Source organism: Mesorhizobium sp. CNPSo 4671 (assembly GCF_057784245.1).
Genome location: NZ_JBWLUW010000003.1, coordinates 747,474 through 768,668, shown reverse-complemented (window position 1 = coordinate 768,668; position 21,195 = coordinate 747,474). Strand labels below are relative to the sequence as shown.

Genomic DNA, 21,195 nt, shown 5'->3' with positions numbered 1-21,195 from the left:
GCGATCTCCAGTTTTTTGGAAAACAGTTTCGTTGAGGCGCCGCGTTTCCACTGCTACCGTTTGAAACGCTTCAATCGGAACCAGGCAATTGCAACGCAAGCGCCCTACCATAGCGGATGTCGCACGGACCGCCGGTGTCTCCATCGGCACGGTGTCGAACTTCATCAATGGCACCGCCGGCCTCAGGGAAGACACACGCGAGCGCATCGAGAAGGCGGTCGCCGCGCTGATGTATCGGCCGAGTTCCTTTGCCCGGTCCCTGCCCGGCCGCGCGCCCCGCAGGCCAAAAAACCTCGATCACCTGCCAAGGCTTCTGGTCGCCGGCCGCGTCAGCGTCGACTTCCTGTGCCGCGTCGACGTGCTGCCGCATCGCGACGACCGCATCACCGCCAGCCATATCGAAAAGGCGTTGGGCGGGCCCGCCGCCAATCTCGCGGTTGCCGCGGCCGGCGTTGGCGCGCCCTACGCGCTTGACGTGGAACTGGCGACGGCGGTCGGCAGGGACGCCGAGAGCGACTGGGCCTTGGGCGAGCTCGCCAAACTGGGTGTCCACGCCTTGCCGATTCGCAGCACGCCCAACAACCGGCTTTCGCAGGCGATCGTCATCATCGAGCGCAACGGCAGCCGCACCATCATCAGCGAACCGTTCGAGCTTGGCGAGGTCGACCTGACCGCCAATCTGGACATCCAGCCCGAGCAGCGCCCGGCCTGCCTGCATATCGAAGGCTTTCATTATGAGACGATGACCGCCTCCATCGCGCGCTTTCATCAGGCAGGCTGGAAAGTGAGCCTGCATTCGGCCGGCTTGCCCAAAAGCGCTCGCACGCCGGAAACCTTCGCGCAGATGGTCAGGCAGATCGACCTGACCTTCATCAACGACGTGATGATGCGGGGGATTTTCGGCTTTCGCACCGGGATGGCGAGCATGATCGAAGAGGTGCGGCTGATGCTGTCACGCATCAAGCCGCGCGGAACCGTCGTGCTCACCCTTGGCGAGTTTGGCGCGGTCGTCTTCCCGGCTGGCGGCGGCCCACAGATCGAGGTGCCGGCGCTTCCGGTCAACCGCGTCGATGCCACCGGCGCAGGCGACAGCTTCGCCGGCATCTTCCTGAGCCTGTGGCTGCATGGCGCGTCGCTGGATGCCGCCGCCCGTTATGCCGCGATCGGCGCAAGCCTGACGACAACGGTCGAAGGCGCGCAGGGCTACATCGCGGATTTTGCCACCCTGAAGGCGACCGCCTTGGCGAATGACACTGTGATGGCAATTTAAATCAAAGACTTATCGATTTCTGGACATCCCCCATCGGGCGAAATCAGGAGAATATGATCATGGCGAAAGCAAAAGTCCTTCTGGTCGGCGAGAGCTGGATGAGTTCGGCGACCCACTATAAGGGCTTCGACCAGTTCGGCAGCGTCACCTTCCATCTCGGCGCAACACCGCTCGTTGCAGCCCTGAAGGCCAGCGAGTTCGATCTTGATTACATGCCGGCCCATGAGGCTGTCGAAAAGCTGCCTTTCACCATGGAAGGCCTGTTGCAATACAAGGCGATCATACTTTCCGACATCGGCGCGAACTCGCTGCTGCTCCATCCCGATGTCTGGCTGCACGGCAAGACGGTCCCCAACCGGCTCAAGCTGCTGCGCGACTGGACGCTGGCCGGCGGCGGCCTGATCATGATCGGCGGCTACTTCTCCTTCCAGGGCATCGACGGCAAGGCCCGCTGGCACCGCACGGCGGTCGAGGATGCGCTGCCGGTGACCTGCCTGCCCAACGATGACCGCCTGGAAATCCCCGAGGGCTTTCGGCCCGAGATCACCGGCCCCAGCGATCACCCGCTCTTTGCCGGCATCGACGGCGAGTGGCCCATTCTTCTCGGCGCCAACGAGGTCGTTGCCCGCGACCGGGACGATGTCGAAGTCCTGGCGCGGCTGCCGCAGGACCAGGGCGGCCACCCGCTGCTGGTCACCGGGCGTCATGGCGAGGGTCGCACCCTGGTCTGGACGTCGGATATCGGCCCGCACTGGCTGCCCAACAGCTTCGTCGAATGGCCCGGCTATGCGCGCCTTTGGACCAATGTGCTGCGCTGGGTGAGCAAGGCCGTCTAGCCAATCCGCAGTCACCGGGGACCCGCCATGACAGAACCGTTTCTTGTCGCCAGAAACATCGCCAAGCGCTTTGGCGCGCTGACGGCGCTTTCAGATGTCGACCTGGAAATCCGCTCGGGCGAGGTGTTGGCGCTGCTCGGCGACAATGGCGCGGGCAAATCAACCTTCATCAAGATCCTGGCAGGCGCCCATCCGCCCAGCGACGGCGAACTCGTCATCGAGGGCAATCCGGTTGCCTTTCATTCGCCCAAGGATGCAGCGTCATCGGGGATCGCAACGATCTTCCAGGAACTGGCGCTTTCCGAGAACCTGTCGATCGCCGAAAACGTCTTTCTCGGCCGCGAATTGAAACGCTCCATTTTGGGCATTCCGTTTCTGAAGCGCCAGGAAATGCGCCAGCGCGTCGACGGCCTGCTGAAGGAGCTCGACGCCCACATCTCCGATCCGGAAGCGCCTGTCGGCAGCCTGTCGGGCGGCCAGCGCCAGGCTGTCGCCATCTGCAGGGCGCTCAATCTGAATGCCAAGCTGGTCATCATGGACGAGCCGACGGCGGCCCTTGCCGTCGCCGAGACCCGCAAGGTGCTGGCGCTGACACGGCGGCTCGCCGCGCGCGGCTGCGCCGTCGTCCTCATCAGCCACAACATTTCCGAAGTCTTCGAGGTCGCCGACCGCATCGTCGTGTTCCGGCGCGGCCGCAAGGTGGCCGAGCGGCTGGCCACCGAGACCAATCACGAGGAAGTCGTTTCGCTCATAACAGGCGCTCATCCCGACGTGCGGGCGCTCGAAAAAACAAACTGAAACGCACGTCATTTCCAGAGAGGATCAAACCAAAATGCTTTCACAGTTCAAGAAAGTGCTCGCCGCCTCCGCGCTCTCCCTTATTGTCGCAACGGCCGCCCATGCCGCCGACAAGCACAAGGTCGCCTTTGTGCCGCAGCTGATCGGCATCCCCTATTTCAACGCCATGGAAGCCGGCGGCAATCGTGCCGCCAAGGATCTCGGCGTCGACTTCATCTATTCCGGCCCGGTCGACACCAATCCGGTCGACCAGCTGCAGATCGTCCAGAACCTGATCGACCAGGGCGTCGAGGCGGTCTCGGTCAGCGTGCTCGATGCCTCCAGCATCGCCCCCGTCGTCGAGGCCGCCAAGGCGAAGGGCATCAAACTGTTCACCAGCGACAGCGATGCGCCCGACAGCGGCCGCGCGGTCTATGTGGCGCAGGCGACCGACGAAGGCCTTGGCACGACAATCATCGACGAACTCGTCAAGCGCGTCGGCGAGGACGCAACGATCGGCATCGTCTCGGGCGAGGCGACGGCGTCCAACCTCAACGCCTGGATCGGCTTCATGCAGAAGCAAGCCACCGCCAAATATCCGAAGCTGAAGCTGCTCGCGCCGCAATTCGCCGGCGGGACAGCGGAACGTGCCGCGCAAATCTCCGGCGATCTCATGGCCGCCAACCCTGATATCAAGGCCATCATCGCCGTCGCGTCCTCGACCTGCCCGGGTGTCGCCCAGGCCATTGAGACCGCCGGCAAGATCGGCTCGGTCATCGGCGCCGGCTATTGCAGCCCGAACACCGCGCGTTCCTACCTGAAGAGCGGCGCCTTCGGCTTCACCGTGCTGTGGGATCCCGAGCAGCTCGGCTATCTCACGGTGTGGGCCGGCAAGCAGCTGATCGACGGCAAGGCCTTCGAGGCGGAGAACAAGATCGCCGGCCTGGAAAAGCCCGTCACCTATGACGCCGCCAAGGGCATCCTGCTGCTTGGGCCGCCGGCTGTCTTCACCAAGGACAATGTCGACAAGTTCAACTTCTGAGCCTGACATGAGCGCGGTGCGACAGTCTGCAAACGGTGTTTTCTCCATGAACGGACGCGAGTGGTCTCTGCTTGTCGCCTGTTTGCTGGCGATCGTCATCTTCTCTGTCGCATCGCCCCACTATGCCACCGCGGGCAATGCGGCGACGGTGCTGCGCAACAGCGTCGAACTGCTGCTGATCGGCCTTGGCATGACCTTGCTTCTGGCCATGGGCGGTATCGATGTGTCGGTCGGCATCATCATGGGGCTCGCGGCCATCGCCATCGGCCGCGTGCTCGGTGCCGACGGCAATCCGGTGCTGGCGATCATTATCGGCCCGCTGGTCGGCGCCTTGCTGGGATGCGTGACGGCCACTGTCGTCGTCCTCGGCCGCGTTCCGGCCATCGTCGGAACGCTCGGCCTGCTTGGCGTCTACCGCACCGCCGTCTTCGTCCTGCTCGGCGGACAATGGCTTTCCGGCCTGCCCTCGAGCCTGACCAACCTTCTTGCAACCACCATACTTGGTGTCCCGGTTCCTGCCCTGGTGATCGCCATGGCCTATCTCATCGTCTGGCTGGCGTTGCGGCGAACGCCCTATGGGCTGCATCTGCTGGCGATCGGCAATTCGGAGGAAAAGGCGCGGCTGTCGGGCATCCCGGTCATCAAGACCCGCTTCATGACCTTCCTCATCAGCGGCCTTCTGACCGGCATTGCCGCCACATTCTATGTCGCCACGTACCGCAATGTCGAAATGACGATCGGCAGCACGCTGGCGCTCGATGCCATTGCCGCGGTCATTCTCGGCGGCACCAGCATATTGGGCGGCAAATGCAGCCTGATCGGCACCGTGCTCGGCGTGCTGCTTCTGAGAATCCTCCAGAACGGGCTGCTGCTGATCGGCGTCCCCTCGCTCTGGCAGCCCGTCGTCACTGGCGTTCTCATCATCGGCGTGCTCGGCTTCGAGGCTGTCTCCAACCGGTTGCCGCTTGGCCTGATACAGCGAGCCCGCGCATGAAGACGCTCCGCAATCTGCAGGGCCCAGCCCTCACCTTGGCATTGCTGTGCGCGCTCTGGCTGATCGTGATTGTCGGCCTGCTGGCGCTTAGGCCTTCGGTCTTCAATCTCGGCACCGTCACCACCATCCTTCAGTTCTCGACCATCCTGGCGCTGGTCGGCCTCGGCCAAGCGCTGGTCATCCTGGCTGGCGGCGCCGGAATAGACCTGTCGGTCGGCGGCGCGGTCTCGCTCTCGGCCATCCTTGCCATGCTTTGCATCAAGCTGGGCCTGCCACCTGTCCTGCTGCCGGCCGTCTGCATCCTGGCCGGAGCCTTGCTCGGTGCGTTGAACGGATGGCTGGTGACTGGCCTCGCCCTGCTCCCCTTCATCGCAACGCTCGGCACATTCTTCGTCTATTCCGGCGCGGCACTTGCCGTCACCGGCGGCGCCGCCCAGGCAGGTGTGCCCACATGGCTGCTTGTCTGGGGGCGTGGCGTCGTCATGGGCATTCCCATGCCCTTTCTCACACTTGCCATCCCCTGCTTCGTCCTGGCCGGCCTGGTGCTGATCTCGACGGCCTGGGGGCGCTGGATCTATGCCATGGGCTTCAATGAACGCTCGGCCAAACTGGTCGGTATTCCGGTCGATCGCGTGCGCTTCATTCTCTATTGCTTGAGCGGCGCGCTCGCTGGTGCCGCCGGTCTGGTTTCGCTGGCCTGGCTCGGCAGCGGCAGGCCCAATATTGGCCAGAACCTCGAACTCGAATCGCTGACCGCCGCCATGCTCGGAGGCATCGTCATCACCGGTGGTCGCGGTGGCGTCGGCGGCGTGTTCGCGGCCGTCCTGCTGCTGGTCACGTTGAAGACCGGCCTTCTGCAATTGAACATCAACACGGTTTGGCAGGTGGGGATTGTCGGCGCCCTTCTGGTTTTCGTCCTTCTCGCCGACCGACTTTCCCAACGTTGGAGATCATGATGCCGTCCAAAGAAGAGATCATCGCCGCGCGCGTCGAGGCAGCCGCCGACCGCATCGTCGCAACGCTGAGCGATCTCGTCGCCTTCCCCTCCATCGTGAAATCCAATCCGAAGGAGGCTGGCCCCGGTGAACGTGATTGCCAGCTCTATCTGCAAGAACGCATTAAAGCGCTCGGCTTCACGACCGATCTGTGGGATCCGGACGGCCCCGCGCTCTACGAAAAATACAAGGGACGCGCCGGCGCCAACAAGGGCAGGACTTTTGAAGGCCGGCCCAATCTCGGCGGCGTCCTGAAGGGTACGGGCGGCGGACGCTCCATCATGCTCACCGGCCATATCGATGTCGTGCCACCGGGTGCCGCCAGCCACTGGACGACCGACCCGTTCCAGCCCGTCCTCAAGGACGGATTCCTGCACGGCCGCGGCACGGTCGACATGAAAGGCGGCGTCGCATGCATGCTGATGGCCGTCGAGATCCTGAAGGAGCTCGACATTCCCCTGTCCGGTGACATCGTCTTCACCACCGTCGTCGATGAGGAGATCGGCGGCATGGGCTCGCTGGCCATGGTCGATCGCGGCTTCCACGCCGACGCCGGCATCATGACTGAACCGACGGCGAACAAGATCGCGCCGCTCTGCCACGGCATCCTGTGGGGCAGGATCATCATCGACGGCATAGGCGGCCATGCCGAACTCACGCCGAATGCCTGGTATTCCAGCGGCCCGGTCGATGCCGTCCAGCTTTGCCGGCAAATCCTCGACGGCATCGACATTCTCAACCGGCGCTGGATGTTCGACCCCCGAAAGAACCATCCGCTGATGGATCTGCCCAACCAGATCATCGTCACCCAGATCAATGCCGGCGAACACCCCTCCTCCATGGCAGGACGCGGCGAGATCATCATCGACGCCCAATACCTGCCGAGCGAGCATGACGAGTTCAGGTTGGGCGGCAACGTCAAGCGCGAAATCGAAGAGCATATCGCCAACGTCTGCCAGGCAGATCCCTATCTGCGAAAGCACCCGGCCCGCATCGAGTGGATTCTCGACGCGGACTGCGCCGAGATCCGATCGGACAATCCGTTCGTCGGCGTCTTTCAGCAGGCGGTCGAGGAAGCCAACCTGTCGCCAATCCTCAGCGGTTTTGGCGCGCACAGCGACATCGGCCTCCCGACCGGCCTCGGCAACACGCCGACGGTCAACTTCGGCCCCGGCGACCCGGCTCAGGCGCATCAGCCGAACGAGCGCGTTTCGGTGCGCGATCTCGTCGATTGCACGAAGGCGATTGCGATTGCCATCGAGAAATGGTGCCGCTGAACTCGCAGCGGGCTGAAGTCACCCGCCAAACCGCGGCTCCGGAACGCCAACCACACCCAGGCCAGTGATGGCAAAAAGGCTGCCGCGCAGGACGCCGTCGCCGGGAAAGCGCGGCAGCGGTGGCTTGGCCATCGACGTAACGTAGAGCGTGTCGAGCTTCGGCCCGCCGAACATGACGCTGGTGATCTTCTTCACCGGCATGTCGATGATGCGGTCTACGCTGCCGTCCGGCGCATAGCGCACCAGGCGTCCGTCATAGACCAGCGCATTCCACAGGTAGCCCTCGGCATCGACGGTCGAGCCATCGGCCGCACCGCCCTGGCTGGTGTCGACGCGCACGAAGGTGCGGCGGTTGGTGGCGGCACCGGTGGCGATGTCGTAATCATAGGCCCAGATCTCGCCGGTCCAGGTGTCGGCGAAATAGAAGGTGCGGTTGTCGGGGCTCCAGCACGGACCATTGGAGCAGATGATGCCGGAATCGATCCTGGTGACGGAGAAATCAGGATCGAGCCGGTAGAGCCCGCCGGAAGGCCCCTCCTCCATCGTGTCCATCGAGCCGGCGAAAAAGCGGCCGCGCCGGTCGACCTTGCCGTCATTGAGGCGGTTCATCGGCCTGTCTGGCTCGGGATCATGGATCAAGGTCACATCGCCAGAGGTGAAATCGAGCAGATGGAAGCCGCGCTGCAGCGAGACCACCGCGCCGCTGCCATCCTTGCGCAGCGCCATCGAGCCGATCTTCATCGGCACGTCCCAGGAGCGGATCTCGCGCCCGTCGGCGGTGGCGCGGAACACGCGCCCGTCGAAACTGTCGATCCAGTACAGGCGCTCCTGTTCGACGTCCCATAGCGGGCCTTCGCCCAGCGTCGTCTTCACGTCCACCACGACTTCGATCTTCATGCCATCCTCCTGTGTATTGGCATCCCGTGCGGCGATTATCGGGGCGCGTCAGAAGGCGACCTTGTCGCCGCCCTTCAGCGACAGGATTTCGCGCGCCTCGTCCGGCGTCGCCACCTCCATGCCAAGTCCCTCGATGATTTTGCGCGCCAGCACGACCTGCTCGGCGTTCGACTTGGCGAGCTTGCCCTTGCCGGCCCAGAGACTGTCCTCCAGCCCGACCCGGATGTTGCCGCCGAGTGCGGCCGATTGCGCGGCGATGCGCAGCTGGCTGGCGCCGGCGCCAAGCACCGACCAGCGGAACTGGTCGCCGAACAGCCGGTCGGCGGTGCGCTTCATATGGGCGACGTCTTCCGGATGAGTGCCGATGCCGCCGAGCAGGCCGAACACCGACTGCACGAAGAACGGCGGCCTCACCAGCCCGCGATCGGCGAAATGGGCAAGGTTGTAGAGGTGCGCAATGTCGTAGCACTCGAACTCGAAGCGCGTGCCATTGTCGTAGCAGGTCGCAAGGATGTACTCGATGTCCTTGAACGAGTTGCGGAAAACGAGGTCGCGCGTCGCCTCCAGATGCGGCTTTTCCCAATCGAATTTGAAGGTCTCGTATTTGTCGGCGAGGTGATAGAGGCCGAAATTGATCGAGCCCATATTGAGCGAGGCGACCTCCGGCTTGAACTGGGCGGCCGGGCGCACGCGCTCCTCGACCTTCATGTAGGGGCTGCCGCCGGTGGTGATGTTGATGGCGGCATTGGTGCCTTGCTTGACGCGCGGCAGGAAGCGGGCGAAGGCCTCCGGCGTCTGGTCGGGCTTGCCGGTTTCCGGGTCTCTTGCATGCAGATGCAGGATCGCAGCGCCGGCCTCCGCCGCGGCGATCGCCTCCGACGCGATCTGATCCGGGGTGATCGGCAGATAGGGCGACATGGTCGGCGTATGGATCGCGCCTGTCACCGCGCAGGTGATGATGACCTTACCCATGACCGCCGATGCGCCTGATTTGCGGCTGGTTTCTTTCATTGTCCGAACTCCTGATCCGATTTCTTCTTGTGCGCCGCCAGCGCCATCAGCCGGCGATCCCGCCAGACCTGCCGCTCACCCAGGCTCTCCCTTGGCAAGCGCCTGCTGCGCTCGGCCTCGACGGTTTTCATGACTTCGCCCGCCCAGTCGACGCGGCGCAGCATCTGCGGGAAAATGTTGGAATAGATGCCCTGGTAGCGATCGACATAATCGCGCACGCCGCCGGGCGCGTTGAGGTCGATGGTCTCGAACGGTCCCATGAAGGACCAGCGCAGCGCCAAGCCGTCGCGGATGCCGATATCGACATCCTCGACGCTGGCGTAGCCGTCGGCGACAAGCCTAAAAGCCTCTTCCAGCAAGGCGCCTTGCAAGCGGTTCATGATGAAACCGTCGAGCTCGCGCTTCATCACCAGCGGTGCGTGGCCGGCATCGATGAGGAAGACGCGCGTCCTTTCCAGCGTCTCGGCGGAGGTCCACGGCGCCGGCACCACCTCCGCCGCCGGAATGAGATACGGCGGGTTGATCGGATGCACGACCAGGCAACGGTGCCGCCCCGGCAGATGGTCGGTGAATTTCGACGGCAACAGCGCCGAGGTGGAACTGGCGATCACCGTTTGCGGACCGGCAAGCCTGTCGATCAGGGAGAATACTTCCCGCTTCAGATCGAGGTTTTCAGGCGTGTTCTCCTGGACATGGGCTGCGTCGGCCAGCGCCTCCGCCAGTTCGGCGACCATGGCGATGCGGCCCAGCACTGTGTCGACGGACTGCCCGCGCAGCAAGTCGTTCGCGGCGAGATCGCCGAGCACACCTTCTATGTAGTCGCGGGCACCACTCGTCGCGGCCGGCGACTGGTCCCACATGCGCACCTCATGACCGGCGCGGGCGAAGCTGATCGCCCAGGCCCGCCCGATGAACCCGCTTCCGACAATCGCGACATTGGCCATGGATTGGTCCTCAAAGTGTTTCGACGTTGCCGTCGACGCCGAGCGACTGGCCCGAAATGTTGATGCCTGCGTCGGAGAGCAGGAACGCCACCATCGAGGCCACGTCATAGGGGCTGGTCATGCGGCGCAGCGAAATGTTCTGCAGATAGCGCCCGGTCATCTCTTCGTGGCTGATGCCGACTTGCTTGGCGCGTGCCGCGATGACGCCCTCGATACGTGGCCCCTCGATGATGCCGGGCAAGATGGCATTGACCCTGATGCCGTGCGGTCCAAGCTCCTTGGCGAGGCTCTGCGTGAAACCGATGACGCCGAACTTGGCCGCCGAATAGGGCGTGCGGAACGCGTAGCCGTGACGGCCGGCCGCCGATGACATCGACACGATCGAGCCGCCGCCGGCTGCCTTGATCAGCGGCACGGCGCGCCGCGCGCATAGGAACTGGCCGGTCAGGCAGATATCGATGCAGCGCCGCCAGTCGTCCGGCTCGATCTCGTCGACACCACCGGTCGGCCCGGCAATGCCGGCATTGTTGATCAGCGCATCGAGCCCGCCGAGCTTTTCCTCGACCGTCTCGAACAGCCGGTCTACGTCATCGTCTCGCGAGACATCCGCCTTGACCGCTGCAACCAGGTCGATCTTGCCCGGAGCGGCGGCCAGCGCCTCATCGGAAACGTCGCAGACGACGATGCGGGCGCCGAGCCGCGACAGCGTTTCGGCGATGGCGAAGCCGATGCCGCCAGCGCCCGCGGTCACCAGCACGCGCTGTCCTTTCAGCCCGGCCAGAAATTCGTCCGCCGATACGGGTGCCTTTGCGCTCATCGTCCTGTCCTTTTCATTGCAGCCGCCGTTCGCGCAGCGCCATGACGGCACCGAGAACGACCAGCCCGTAAAGAATTGCCCTGGTGGCGTAGGGCAGCGTGGTGCCGGCCAGCAGCATCTGCAGCGCCGTCAAAAGCAGCACGCCGCCGAGCATGCCGAGATAGTGGCCGCGCCCGCCGGTGATCAGCGCGCCGCCGACCACCACGACCGCGATCGACGGCAACAGATAATCGTCGCCCATGCCTAGGCTCGCCTGACCGGAAAAGCCGGTCAGCATGATGCCGACGACAGCGGCACAAACGGCCGACAACATGTAGACCAGGATCAGCGTGCGCTCGACGCCGATGCCGGACAGGCGCGCCGCGCGCAGCCCGTTGCCGATGCCGTAGACCCGGCGCCCGAACGGCGTGCGTCCAAGCAGCAGCACCGCCCCGACGACGAAGACGACCATCAGCAGCACGACCGGTGTCACGAAACCGAGCTTGGCCGTCATGAACCAGCGCAGCATCGGCGAGGAGAACCCGGCCGGCGTACCCTGCGAATAGATCAGCGCAAAACCCTGCAGAATGCCGTTGGTGGCAAGCGTCATGACGATCGGCGAGATGCCGAGATAGGCGATGCCGAAGCCATTGGCGAAGCCGATGGCGCAGGCCATCACCAGCACGACCGGGAGGGCGTAGAGTAGCGCGGTATCGGAGCCATTGACCATGCCGGCCAGGATGATGCCGGAAATGCCGATCGTCCACGGCACGGAAAGATCGAGGCCGCCGGTCAGGATGACGGTTCCCTGCCCCAAAGCAAGAACAGCGAGGAAGGATGACAGCACCAGCAGCGAGTTCCAGTAACCCGGATTGAGGATGGCGTGGCCGAGCCAGACCTGCGTGACGACAACGATAATGAGCAGGCAGACATAGGCCGGCAGCGCATAGCGCAGCGTCTCGGCGTTGCGCAGGCGGAAGACCGGGCGCGGTGATGCGGGACCGCGCTGGCCTTGCGAAGGCCCGGCGATCTTCAGCCGCCGGTCGATCGGCTCAAGCTGCGAGGGCAATATGCCGGCGCGCCAGGCGGCGAGCCGGGCACGCGCCGCGCGCAGCTGCACGGCAAGCACCGATGCGTGCGACAAGGATCCGGCAAGAGCCGCCAGCACCAGAATGGTACCTTCCGCGATGGTCGAATAGTAAGCCGATACATTGAGCACCAGCAGGATGTTCACCACCATCATCAGGATATAGGCGCCGAAGACGGTGCCCACCGGACCACCCTGCCCACCGCCAAGGCGCGTGCCACCGACCACCACCGCCGCGAACATCGACAGCAGCAGCGGATTGCCGACCAGCGGGTCGCCGCTGCCGGTCTGCGCGCTGATGAACACGCCGGCAAGGCCGTAGCAGCCGCCGGCGATGACGTAGACGGCAAAGCGCACCAGCACGACATTGACGCCGACGGCGGCGGCCGAATCCGGATCGCTGCCGACGGCATAGAGTGCGGTGCCGAAACGGGTTCCCTTCAGCCAGAACCAGGCGAGCAGGACCACGCCGATCACCACCAGCGGCATCGGCAGCCAGCCGGTGATGGCGTCGCCCAGATAGAATGTGCCGAGATCGGGCGACACGAAGCCGCCGGGCTTGTCCATCACCAAGAGCGTCACGCCTTGCAGGATGAACATTGTGGAGAGCGTCACCACGATGGGCTGCATGCGCAGCACGGCGATGAAGAAGCCGTTGAAAGCGCCCACCGCCATGCCGACGCCGATGCCGACGGCCGTCCACAAAAGGATGCTCGCGCCTGGCGCCATCGGGTCCATGCTCGATGCCAGCACGACATTGACCAGCGAGATCACCGCGCCGGCGGACAGGTCGAAGCCGCCCGACAGGATGACGATGGTCTGGCCGATTGCCGCCAGCGCCGAGGTCGCGCCGCCGCTCGACAGGAACGACACGTCGAAATAGGTCAGCGGCCCGGCACTGATCCAGTCGACGATGAAAAGCAGGATCGCCAGAACGATGGCGGCGATCAGCGCGCCGCGATGGCGCATCAGCGCACGGCGCAGGCCGAAGCCAGCCGAAACAGGGGATGAGACTGCAGCGCTGCTCATGCGGCTTCTTCCCCGGCATGGCCGAGCGCCGGCCGCATGATGGCGGGTTCGGTGATGGCGTCACCTTCGAGCTCGGCCGCGATGCGACCGTCATAGAGAACCAGGACCCGGTCGCATTGGTGGACCAGTTCGGGAATTTCCGTCGAGTGCAGCAGGATCGAGCCGCCGGCGGCGACGTAGTTTCGCATCATCACATAGAGCTCATGCTTGGTGCCGACATCGATGCCGCGTGTGGGATCGAACAGAAGCAGGATGCGGCTCTGCGCCACCAGCCATTTGGCAATGGCGATCTTCTGCTGGTTGCCGCCGGAAAACGCCCCGGCCCGCGTCCACAGCGCTCGGCGGTCGACCTCGACGGTGGCGAATGCTTCCTCGACGGAACGAGTCTCGGCCTGCGAGTCGACAAGGCCGAAGCGCGTGAAACGCGACACCACGGGCAGCGTGGCGTTCTGGCCGCCCGAGAGTTTCAGGAACAGGCCTTCGGATTTGCGGTCTTCCGGCACCAGGCCGATCGCCATGTTGGGCCGCAGCGCATCCGCCGGCGAGCCAAGCCAGACATTGCGGCCGTCGACAAGCACGTCGCCGCGGGTGATTTCGGCCATGCCGAAGCAGGCCAGGAACAGGTCCTGCTGGCCCATGCCTTGCAGTCCGGCAATGCCGAGGATCTCGCCCCGGCGCAGGTCGAAGCGCGCGCCGTCAAGCTTGCGCCCGACCTTGAGGTCGCGCACGCCCAGCACCGGCGGCCCAAAAGCCTGGGCGCCGTCGGGTTTGGGCGGGAAGGTCTGCTCGATGGAGCGGCCGATGATCTTTTCGATGACGTCGGCGTCGGAAACATCTGCGACCGGCGCGGTTACGATATGCCGGCCGTTCCTCAGGATCGTCAGCGTGTCGCAAAAGGCGCGCACCTCGCGCATGCGATGGGTGATGAAGACGATGGTGGTGCCCACCGCCTTCAGCCTGGTGATGATGTCGCCCAGCCAGTCGACGTCGCGACCGGCAAGCGTCGAGGTCGGCTCGTCGAGCAGAAGGATGCGCGGCTTGCGATAGACGGCGCGCGCGATCTCGATCTTCTGGCGCACCGAAAGCTCGAGTTCGCCCACCTCGGCATCGAGATCGACGGAGAAGCCGAGCTCATCGATGTGGCGGCGGACAGCCTTGCGCGCGGCACTGCGCCTGATCAGCCCCGAGATGCCAACGGGCGCGTAGGGTAGCAGCATATTGTCGAGGACGGAGAGATCGCGCACCAGGGTCATTTCCTGGAAAGCCGTCTGCACGCCGAGCGCATGCGCCGCGCGCGGCGCGCCGTAGCCGATCTCCTTGCCGAAAACCCTGATATGACCGGCGCTCGGCCGCACCAGTCCCGACAGAAGTTTCACCAGCGTCGACTTGCCGGCGCCATTCTCACCCAGCAGCGCGTGGACACTGCCGGGGGCGATACGGAACGACACGCCGTCCAGCGCCACGGTCGCGCCGAACGCTTTGCTGATGCCGTCGATCTCGATGGCGGAAGGCGCGGAATGTTCTGTCATATCCTCGATCGCAGGCTGCGCACTTTGGGACGCCACGCACTAGCGCGGATCGACGATGCACGGGCAAGGTCCGTGCATCGTCGCGATTTGCAGGGGAGGCTCAGTTCTCCGGCTGTCCGACGAGCGCGGCGTTGAGCCCGATCTCGGGCGTCTGGTCCGAAAAGATCGAGGCGAACCAGCCGGGGTTGGACACCAGCGACGGCTTGAAGACGTTGCAACCGGCCTTCATTTCCGCCCAGGTACCTTCGTCGCACAGCTTGATCGTCTCATTGGTGACGACCGGCAGCGGCAGGATCGTGGTCTTCGGCACATCCTTGCCTTCGATCGCCTCGACGGCAAGTTTCAGCGCCAGCGCACCGGAATAAGGCGGCGAGGCATAGGAGATGCGTTGCGCGCCCGCCGGTGCGTAGGGCGGAGCCGAACCCTCGACGTCGGTACCCTCCGGCAGCATCTGGATGCGGCCGCCATTGGAGCCCTCGCCCGCGCAAGGCAGGAGTTCGCTGGCCTTCTTGCCGGCCTCGAACTGCATGGAGTTTGCGGTGAAGCAGCCGACCTGCATCCACAGCCCGTTAATATCGCCCCAACTGCGCGTGGCGAGGATCTTGGAGAGTTCGGTGCGGGCGACCGCCTGGCTCCACATGCCGACGGCCTCGCCGACGATCTTGATGTCGGGATACTTGGCAAAGACTTCCTTGGCGGCCTTGGTGCGCTGGTCGTCGACGGATGTTCCGGGAACACCGGTGATGGCGATGATGTTGCCCTTGCCATTGAGCTTCTTCACCAGCCATTCGGCGGTCACCCTGCCCGCTTCCAGCTGGTCGATATGGACGTTGTAGGCGCAAGGTTCGGTGATCTCGGCGTCATAGGCAAAGACCTTCACCCCCTTGTCGCAGGCGTTCTTGACGACCTGGTTGAGCGCGGTCGGCGAGATCGGATAGACGACGATCGCCTCGGCGCCGCTCTGCACCATGGCGTTGATCTGCTGGATCTGGCGTTGTGCGTTGGGCCCGGCGACCTGGACCTGCAGGTCGACCTTGTCGGCAAGGCTCTTGTGTGCGGCCATGGCCTTGACCATGTTCGCCGCCTCGGCCTGCCAGTCATTGCCGATGTAGCTCATGCTGAGAAAGATCTTGTGCTTTTCGGCTGCCTCGGCGGCCGACATGCCAAAGGCGCAAGCAGCCATGCCCGCCAGCAGCGCGAGCCGCCGGACTTTCAATCCGATACCCATGTGAATTCCTCCCGAAACGAACGACCGAATGCCTCCCGAGAGCACGAAACGTGACCCTCGCCATCCGATGTCGATAACCCTAACAGCATTTGATCAAAGATCAATGATGAAATATCTTTATACCAAGCCTCCGGTCGCATACGCTTGACGCGGCAGCTGGAACCCTGCATTCCGGGAACAAGTTGTGGCGCGGCCTTTGCGCGGAAAGGTTGATTGGGAGATGGCCGGAGCGGCGTTCAGGAAGCCTGGTGTCGAGATCGTGCCCCTGTCCAGGGAGACCCTGCAGGACAGGGTCTATCGCCACGTCACCGAACTGATCCTCGACGGCAGCATCGTCCCTGGCGAGATGGTGACGGTGCAGAGTCTCGCCGACGCCTTCGGGGTCAGCCCGATGCCGGTCAGGGAAGCGTTGCGGCGGCTTACCGCGGCCAATGCCTTGATGGTCGTTTCAGGCCGCTCGATCGGCATTCCCGCACTCAGCCGCGCGCGCCTCGTCGATCTCAGGAATGTCCGCTTCGAAATCGAGGCGATCGCCGCCGCATGGGCGGCTGAGCGTATCGACGACCAGGGCATTGCGCAGTTGGGCCAACACCTGGCCGCGCTCGAACAGGCCAATGCGGCGGGAGACGTCAAATCCTATCTGCGCGCCAATTACGCCTTTCACTTCTCCATCTACCGGGCGGCGGGCTCGGAAAACATCCTCAACATCATCGAAAATCTGTGGCTGCAGATCAGCCCCTATTTCAACATGCTGCATGATTCCGGAAACTATTCGACCGCCAACGAGCACCACCAGGCGATGTATGCGGCGCTGCGCAACCGCGATGCCGAAGCCGTCCGCCAAGCCATCCGCGCCGACATCGACGCCGCCTTCGACGTCCTGGTCGACCTGCTGAAATAGGACTGCAAAGCCGGCTAAGGTGTGTTGAGATTCAGGTCAGGCCGAGCCGAAAATGGTTGATACCGAGAACCGGAGCGGAGCGTACTTTTCGTACGTGAGCACCGGAAGCGCAGGTATCAGCCGTTTGCAGGCCGGCATCACCTGAATATCAACACACCTTAAAACAAGCGCGTGCCTCTGCTCAAATTCTCCTCGAGCGCGGTCCGGAATTCCCGCTCGAACGCCTGCTGCAGCATGGATGAAACCTGGGCTCTGTTTCTGACCATGTAGATGTCGCAGAGAAGACCAGGACTGAAGGGACGTATCGTCAATTTGCCTTCCCATCGCGCCGCCGAGAACGGGTCGACGATCGACACGCCGAGGCCCTGCGCGACCAGGGCGCATGCCGTATCGGCGAACGGTGTTTCGAAACGGTGGTCGACGGCAACGCCGGCATTATCCAGCGCGCGCTCAATATCCTGCCGCGTGCGGTCCTCGCGGCCAAGCGCGATGAATTCCTGCCCTTCGAGCTGGGGCGCGAAAATCACGCTGTCATTGGCGAAGGCATGGTCGAGCGGCGCCACGCACACGCATTCCGTCTGGAAAATCAGATCGCAGGCGACGGCCGGATCCACCACCGGCATCTGAATGAGGCCGAGATCGATCTCCTTGTTCGCCGTCAATTCCGCGATCCGCAGCGAGGCCGCCGGAAAGATGCTCATGCGCGCCTTCGGATGATGCCCGGCAAATGACTTCAGGAAACGCGGCAAGACGATGCTGGCAAGCGCCGGATAGACGCCGATCATCAGCCGCCCGGCTTCCAGTTGCCTGATATCTCCGGCCAGGCGCCGTATCCTCGCCATTCCCTTGACGATCCGCCCGACCTCTTCGTTGAGAAGCATGGCTTCCGCCGTCGGAACGAGACGTCCCGCCCGACGAATGAAGAGCGGGATTTTCAGCGCATGTTCGAGGTTCGAGATATGTGCGCTGACCGAAGGCTGGGCGATATGCAGAATCTCGCTCGCACCGGTGACCGTTCCTGCCTCCATGACCGCCCGGAACGCTTCAAGCTGCTTGTAGTTCATCGGCGATCTCCGGCTCGGGTGAGGCAAAATCTATAGGAAAAAGCTATATTCCGCGCAACATTTCATATTGGAATGCGTCGGAAGTTTCCTTTCTAGTCGAACGAATAACCCGCTCCATTCAATCCTGGATGGGCATTCGCCGAAAGTGGGAAAATCGATCCCTCATCTGATGATATCGGTTTTTCCTATTGTCGGCGATGAGGCTGCGGGCGTTTCAAAAACAAGAATGGGAGCTTCGCATGATCAGAAATATCATCCTGGCGGCAGCGTTATCGCTGGCTGGCCTTTATCCCTGTGGTGAGGTCCTAGCGCAGGACGCGCTCCACATCCGCATCGCAACCGAAGGCGCCTATGCGCCATGGAATTATACGCTGCCGGACGGCACGCTTGCCGGCTATGAGATCGATCTCGCCAAGGAATTGTGCAAGCGCATGAAGGCGCAATGCGAGATCGTTGCGCAGAACTGGGACGGAATGCTGCCGGCGCTGAACGCCGGAAAATTCGATGCGATCATCGCCTCCATGGGCGTCACCCCCGAGCGAGCGGAAGTGGCCGCATTTTCGGACCCCTATTCCACCGCGCCCAACGCTTTCCTGGCGCTGAAGGGCAGCGGTTTGGCTAAGGCTCTGCCCTGGCATGACAAATTCGATCTTCGAGACAAGGCTTCCGGATCAAAGGACATTGTCGAAAAGCTCGACGCAGCACTCAAGGGAAAAGTCCTCGGCATCCAGGGATCGACGACGGCGGGTAAATTTGTCGACGAGTATCTGAAGGACGCGGTCACGGTCAGATCTTACAAGACGCAGGACGAAGCCAATCTCGATCTTCTGGCCGGTCGCATAGATCTCACAATGGCCAACATCACGGTTCTCGCCGAGGCGCTGAAAAAGCCTGATATGGCTGAGGCACAACTCGTGGGGCCAACTTTTCTCCTGGCCAGCGGCACAAGCGTTGCCTTGCGCAAGGGCGACACGGCGCTGAAGGACAGGTTCAACGCCGCGATCCACGCGGTCAACGCCGACGGTTTCAACAAGGCGCTGACGGAAAAATGGTTCGGCGTCGATATCTCCGTGAAGAATTAAACCGGACAAGCGCGAGCAGCGCCGGGTTTTTCCGCGATTATCGCCCCTGGCGGGACAAGCGACCCGGCGCGCTGGGGCGCCCTGCACATCTCTCATGCTGCTTGTTTCAGGGATTTGAGCCTCCAATGACCCCTGCCCCACGCTGCTGCGCTCTGCGCGAAGAGCCACCGCAATGACTGCATCCAATTTTGTTCTGGGATTTGGCGAAGCCGGTTGGGGAACCGCACTGCTTCAGGCCGCGATGATGACGCTTGCCGTCGCATTGACCGGCTACGCCTTCGGCCTCCTGGTTGGCAGCTTCTGCGCATGGGCAAAGATCAAGGGCGGCACTCTTCCGCGATTGATCGCCGACGCCTACACCACCGTGCTTCGCGGCATACCCGACATCCTCGTCATCTATCTCTTCTACTTCGGTTCAAGCGCGGTCCTCACGCCGCTGGCCGGTCTGTTCGGTATTTCGGGTTTCGTCAGCCTGCCGGGCTTCATGGCGGGTGCGCTGGCGATCGGGCTGGTGTCAGGCGCCTATCAGGCCGAGATCATGCGCGGCGCGTATCGCGCGGTCTCGCCCGGGGAAATCGAAGCGGCGATCGCCGCCGGCATGTCCCGCCTGACGATGTTTCGCCGCATCATCGCACCGCTGGTGCTGCGGCACGCCCTGCCGGGTCTCGGCAATGTGTGGCAGCTGGTGCTCAAGGAATCCGCACTGGTCTCGGTCACCGGCCTCGTGGAAATCCTGCGGCAGGCGCAGATCGGCGCCGGATCGACCGGCCAGCCCTTCACATTCTTCTTCGCCGCCGCTGTCCTGTATCTGGCCATATCGTCGTTCTCGACATGGCTTCTACGACAGGCCGAGGAGCGGCTCGCACTTGGCGCGAGACGGGCCTGATGGATATTCCGTTCCTGTACCAGACATTGCTGAAACTGCTGATCGGGGTGCCGCTGACATTGCAGCTCGCAGTATCCTCCGTCGGGCTGGGCGCCATTCTGGCCGTCATGCTCGCTTTGGCGCGGTTATCCGGCTTGCGGCTCCTGGCCTGGCCCGCATCCTTCTACGTCTTCATCTTCCGCTCCACGCCGCTGCTGGTGCAGATTTTCCTGATCTATCATGGTCTCGGCCAGTTCCATGCGGTGCGGGCGAGTTTTCTCTGGCCTCTCCTGCGCGAACCCTATTGGTGCGCGCTCATCGCCTTGACTTTGAACACCGCGGCCTATTCCTGCGAGATCGTTCGCGGTGCATTGCTGTCGGTTCCATCAGGCCAGATCGAGGCCGCGCGGGCCTGCGGCATGTCGAACTTCACACTCCACCGTCGCATCGTCTTCCCGCTTGCCTTGCGCCATGCTCTGCCGGGCTACGGCAACGAATTCATCCTGATGATCAAATCGACGGCGCTGGCCTCCATCATCACGCTGATGGAGGTGACCGGCCTAGCGGCGCAGCTCATTTCCGAATCCTTCCGCGCCATCGAAATCCTGATCGTCGCGGCCGCGATCTATCTGTCCATGAATTTCATCGTCACGCGCCTCGTTCAGTGGGTCGAATACGCGCTGAGTGCCGAACTGAGGCCGCCGCCGGCTGCCACATCAGGGCAAGGAGGAACGGTATGACAGACCAGATCAATCGGGCCGTGCACCTGACGGCGCTGCGCAAGAGTTTCGGCGCCTTCGAGGTGCTGAAAGGCATCTCGCTCGAGGCGATGGAAGGCGATGTCGTTTCCATCCTCGGCTCCTCCGGCTCCGGCAAGTCCACGATGCTGCGCTGTATCAACATGCTGGAGACGCCCGATAGCGGGCAGATCGAGGTCGGCGGGGAGACCATCCAGTTGAAGCAGGTGGGCGGCAGGACGCGGGCGGCCGACAGACACCAGTTGCAGCGCATGCGCGCAAGCATCGGCATGGTGTTTCAGAACTTTAATCTCTGGTCTCATTTGACCATCCTGGAAAACCTGATCGAGGCCCCAATCCACGTCCAGAAGCGTTCGCGCGCCGATTGTGTGGAGGAGGCTGAAGCGTTGCTGGAAAAGGTCGGCATTGCCGAGAAGCGCAATCACTATCCCGCCCATCTGTCCGGCGGCCAGCAGCAGCGGGCGGCGATCGCCCGGGCACTGGCCCAGCACCCGAAAGTCATGCTTTTCGATGAGCCGACCTCCGCACTCGACCCGGAGCTTGTCGGCGAGGTGCTGCGTGTCATGCGCGCGCTCGCAGAGGAAGGCAGGACGATGCTGGTCGTTACCCACGAAATGGGCTTCGCCAGGGACGTCTCCAGCAAGATCGTGTTCCTGCACAAGGGCGCGGTCGAGGCGCAAGGCTCTCCGCGCGACATGTTCGTTGCCGGCCGGTCCGACTGCTTCCGGCAATTTTTGTCGGGCGGCAACGGCTTGAAGTAAGCCAATTTTCCCACGCATGCGATACACGCGAAAATATTCGAGAAGGAACTGA

General features: G+C 63.4%; 20 protein-coding genes. 12 read left to right on the top strand and 8 right to left on the bottom strand.

Going from position 1 to position 21,195, the window contains the following annotated elements; genetic code table 11:
- Positions 1-88 precede the first annotated feature (88 nt).
- The 7 genes from AC04SF_RS11905 to AC04SF_RS11875 are packed head-to-tail and all read left to right on the top strand — an operon-like array spanning position 89 to position 7,191.
- Positions 89-1,270 carry a carbohydrate kinase family protein gene (locus tag AC04SF_RS11905; RefSeq protein WP_488477936.1) on the top strand — a complete coding sequence of 394 codons (1,182 nt, stop codon included), beginning with the start codon at positions 89-91 and terminating at the stop codon, positions 1,268-1,270.
- Positions 1,271-1,329: 59 nt separating this feature from the next.
- Complete coding sequence (locus AC04SF_RS11900; RefSeq protein ID WP_488477935.1) at positions 1,330-2,106, top strand: glutamine amidotransferase; 777 nt, start codon at positions 1,330-1,332, stop codon at positions 2,104-2,106.
- Between the two features lie 27 nt (positions 2,107-2,133).
- Complete coding sequence (locus tag AC04SF_RS11895; RefSeq protein ID WP_488477934.1) at positions 2,134-2,904, top strand: ATP-binding cassette domain-containing protein; 771 nt, start codon at positions 2,134-2,136, stop codon at positions 2,902-2,904.
- A gap of 34 nt (positions 2,905-2,938) precedes the next feature.
- On the top strand, positions 2,939-3,925 hold the full coding sequence (locus AC04SF_RS11890) for an autoinducer 2 ABC transporter substrate-binding protein (protein WP_488477933.1): 987 nt from the start codon (positions 2,939-2,941) through the stop codon (positions 3,923-3,925).
- Between the two features lie 46 nt (positions 3,926-3,971).
- Positions 3,972-4,919, top strand: coding sequence for an ABC transporter permease (locus AC04SF_RS11885; RefSeq protein ID WP_488477932.1), 948 nt, complete (start codon positions 3,972-3,974; stop codon positions 4,917-4,919).
- Positions 4,916-5,875, top strand: a complete 960-nt coding sequence (locus AC04SF_RS11880) for an ABC transporter permease (RefSeq protein WP_488477931.1) — start codon at positions 4,916-4,918, stop codon at positions 5,873-5,875. The genes AC04SF_RS11885 and AC04SF_RS11880 overlap by 4 nt, the downstream gene beginning before the upstream one ends.
- A complete protein-coding gene (locus AC04SF_RS11875) occupies positions 5,875-7,191 on the top strand; it encodes a M20 family metallopeptidase (protein ID WP_488477930.1) in 1,317 nt (438 codons plus the stop codon). Before AC04SF_RS11880 ends, AC04SF_RS11875 begins: the two co-directional genes overlap by 1 nt.
- A gap of 18 nt (positions 7,192-7,209) precedes the next feature.
- Here AC04SF_RS11875 and AC04SF_RS11870 read toward each other — a convergent pair whose 3' ends face one another.
- The 7 genes from AC04SF_RS11870 to AC04SF_RS11840 all read right to left on the bottom strand — a co-directional run bounded on the left by AC04SF_RS11870 (position 7,210) and on the right by AC04SF_RS11840 (position 15,712).
- Positions 7,210-8,088 (bottom strand): SMP-30/gluconolactonase/LRE family protein, encoded by an 879-nt coding sequence (locus AC04SF_RS11870; protein WP_488477929.1) that lies wholly within the window; start codon positions 8,086-8,088, stop codon positions 7,210-7,212.
- Positions 8,089-8,136: 48 nt separating this feature from the next.
- Positions 8,137-9,099 (bottom strand): 3,5-dioxohexanoate:acetyl-CoA acetone transferase, encoded by a 963-nt coding sequence (gene kce / locus AC04SF_RS11865; RefSeq protein ID WP_488477928.1) that lies wholly within the window; start codon positions 9,097-9,099, stop codon positions 8,137-8,139.
- On the bottom strand, positions 9,096-10,043 hold the full coding sequence (locus AC04SF_RS11860) for a 3-hydroxyacyl-CoA dehydrogenase (RefSeq protein WP_488477927.1): 948 nt from the start codon (positions 10,041-10,043) through the stop codon (positions 9,096-9,098). Before AC04SF_RS11860 ends, kce begins: the two co-directional genes overlap by 4 nt.
- A 10-nt stretch (positions 10,044-10,053) precedes the next feature.
- Positions 10,054-10,860: an SDR family oxidoreductase gene (locus AC04SF_RS11855; RefSeq protein ID WP_488477926.1), complete on the bottom strand. Its 807-nt coding sequence runs from the start codon at positions 10,858-10,860 to the stop codon at positions 10,054-10,056.
- Positions 10,861-10,873: 13 nt separating this feature from the next.
- Complete coding sequence (locus tag AC04SF_RS11850) at positions 10,874-12,955, bottom strand: ABC transporter permease (RefSeq protein WP_488477925.1); 2,082 nt, start codon at positions 12,953-12,955, stop codon at positions 10,874-10,876.
- Positions 12,952-14,484: a sugar ABC transporter ATP-binding protein gene (locus tag AC04SF_RS11845; RefSeq protein WP_488477924.1), complete on the bottom strand. Its 1,533-nt coding sequence runs from the start codon at positions 14,482-14,484 to the stop codon at positions 12,952-12,954. Before AC04SF_RS11845 ends, AC04SF_RS11850 begins: the two co-directional genes overlap by 4 nt.
- 100 nt (positions 14,485-14,584) lie before the next feature.
- On the bottom strand, positions 14,585-15,712 hold the full coding sequence (locus tag AC04SF_RS11840; RefSeq protein ID WP_488477923.1) for a sugar ABC transporter substrate-binding protein: 1,128 nt from the start codon (positions 15,710-15,712) through the stop codon (positions 14,585-14,587).
- Positions 15,713-15,932: 220 nt separating this feature from the next.
- Between AC04SF_RS11840 and AC04SF_RS11835 the strand changes: the two genes are divergently transcribed.
- Positions 15,933-16,613 (top strand): GntR family transcriptional regulator, encoded by a 681-nt coding sequence (locus AC04SF_RS11835; protein WP_183460182.1) that lies wholly within the window; start codon positions 15,933-15,935, stop codon positions 16,611-16,613.
- Between the two features lie 158 nt (positions 16,614-16,771).
- Here AC04SF_RS11835 and AC04SF_RS11830 read toward each other — a convergent pair whose 3' ends face one another.
- On the bottom strand, positions 16,772-17,677 hold the full coding sequence (locus AC04SF_RS11830; RefSeq protein ID WP_488477922.1) for a LysR substrate-binding domain-containing protein: 906 nt from the start codon (positions 17,675-17,677) through the stop codon (positions 16,772-16,774).
- 239 nt (positions 17,678-17,916) lie between these two features.
- On the opposite strand from AC04SF_RS11830, the gene AC04SF_RS11825 reads away from it, so the two are divergent.
- From AC04SF_RS11825 to AC04SF_RS11810, 4 genes are all read left to right on the top strand, one after another.
- Positions 17,917-18,759, top strand: a complete 843-nt coding sequence (locus AC04SF_RS11825; RefSeq protein WP_488477921.1) for a transporter substrate-binding domain-containing protein — start codon at positions 17,917-17,919, stop codon at positions 18,757-18,759.
- 172 nt (positions 18,760-18,931) lie between these two features.
- Positions 18,932-19,645: an ABC transporter permease gene (locus AC04SF_RS11820; protein ID WP_096446706.1), complete on the top strand. Its 714-nt coding sequence runs from the start codon at positions 18,932-18,934 to the stop codon at positions 19,643-19,645.
- Positions 19,645-20,364 carry an ABC transporter permease gene (locus AC04SF_RS11815; RefSeq protein ID WP_488477920.1) on the top strand — a complete coding sequence of 240 codons (720 nt, stop codon included), beginning with the start codon at positions 19,645-19,647 and terminating at the stop codon, positions 20,362-20,364. Before AC04SF_RS11820 ends, AC04SF_RS11815 begins: the two co-directional genes overlap by 1 nt.
- Positions 20,361-21,143: an ABC transporter ATP-binding protein gene (locus AC04SF_RS11810; protein WP_488477919.1), complete on the top strand. Its 783-nt coding sequence runs from the start codon at positions 20,361-20,363 to the stop codon at positions 21,141-21,143. Before AC04SF_RS11815 ends, AC04SF_RS11810 begins: the two co-directional genes overlap by 4 nt.
- Positions 21,144-21,195 lie beyond the last annotated feature (52 nt).

Coding starts and splice junctions, on each gene's coding strand:
- AC04SF_RS11900 (WP_488477935.1), top strand. CDS start 1,330: ATGGCGAAAGCAAAAGTCCTTCTGGTCGGCGAGAGCTGGATGAGTTCG.
- AC04SF_RS11895 (WP_488477934.1), top strand. CDS start 2,134: ATGACAGAACCGTTTCTTGTCGCCAGAAACATCGCCAAGCGCTTTGGC.
- AC04SF_RS11890 (WP_488477933.1), top strand. CDS start 2,939: ATGCTTTCACAGTTCAAGAAAGTGCTCGCCGCCTCCGCGCTCTCCCTT.
- AC04SF_RS11885 (WP_488477932.1), top strand. CDS start 3,972: ATGAACGGACGCGAGTGGTCTCTGCTTGTCGCCTGTTTGCTGGCGATC.
- AC04SF_RS11880 (WP_488477931.1), top strand. CDS start 4,916: ATGAAGACGCTCCGCAATCTGCAGGGCCCAGCCCTCACCTTGGCATTG.
- AC04SF_RS11875 (WP_488477930.1), top strand. CDS start 5,875: ATGCCGTCCAAAGAAGAGATCATCGCCGCGCGCGTCGAGGCAGCCGCC.
- AC04SF_RS11870 (WP_488477929.1), bottom strand. CDS start 8,088: ATGAAGATCGAAGTCGTGGTGGACGTGAAGACGACGCTGGGCGAAGGC.
- kce (WP_488477928.1), bottom strand. CDS start 9,099: ATGAAAGAAACCAGCCGCAAATCAGGCGCATCGGCGGTCATGGGTAAG.
- AC04SF_RS11860 (WP_488477927.1), bottom strand. CDS start 10,043: ATGGCCAATGTCGCGATTGTCGGAAGCGGGTTCATCGGGCGGGCCTGG.
- AC04SF_RS11855 (WP_488477926.1), bottom strand. CDS start 10,860: ATGAGCGCAAAGGCACCCGTATCGGCGGACGAATTTCTGGCCGGGCTG.
- AC04SF_RS11850 (WP_488477925.1), bottom strand. CDS start 12,955: ATGAGCAGCGCTGCAGTCTCATCCCCTGTTTCGGCTGGCTTCGGCCTG.
- AC04SF_RS11845 (WP_488477924.1), bottom strand. CDS start 14,484: ATGACAGAACATTCCGCGCCTTCCGCCATCGAGATCGACGGCATCAGC.
- AC04SF_RS11840 (WP_488477923.1), bottom strand. CDS start 15,712: ATGGGTATCGGATTGAAAGTCCGGCGGCTCGCGCTGCTGGCGGGCATG.
- AC04SF_RS11835 (WP_183460182.1), top strand. CDS start 15,933: ATGGCCGGAGCGGCGTTCAGGAAGCCTGGTGTCGAGATCGTGCCCCTG.
- AC04SF_RS11830 (WP_488477922.1), bottom strand. CDS start 17,677: ATGAACTACAAGCAGCTTGAAGCGTTCCGGGCGGTCATGGAGGCAGGA.
- AC04SF_RS11825 (WP_488477921.1), top strand. CDS start 17,917: ATGATCAGAAATATCATCCTGGCGGCAGCGTTATCGCTGGCTGGCCTT.
- AC04SF_RS11820 (WP_096446706.1), top strand. CDS start 18,932: ATGACTGCATCCAATTTTGTTCTGGGATTTGGCGAAGCCGGTTGGGGA.
- AC04SF_RS11815 (WP_488477920.1), top strand. CDS start 19,645: ATGGATATTCCGTTCCTGTACCAGACATTGCTGAAACTGCTGATCGGG.
- AC04SF_RS11810 (WP_488477919.1), top strand. CDS start 20,361: ATGACAGACCAGATCAATCGGGCCGTGCACCTGACGGCGCTGCGCAAG.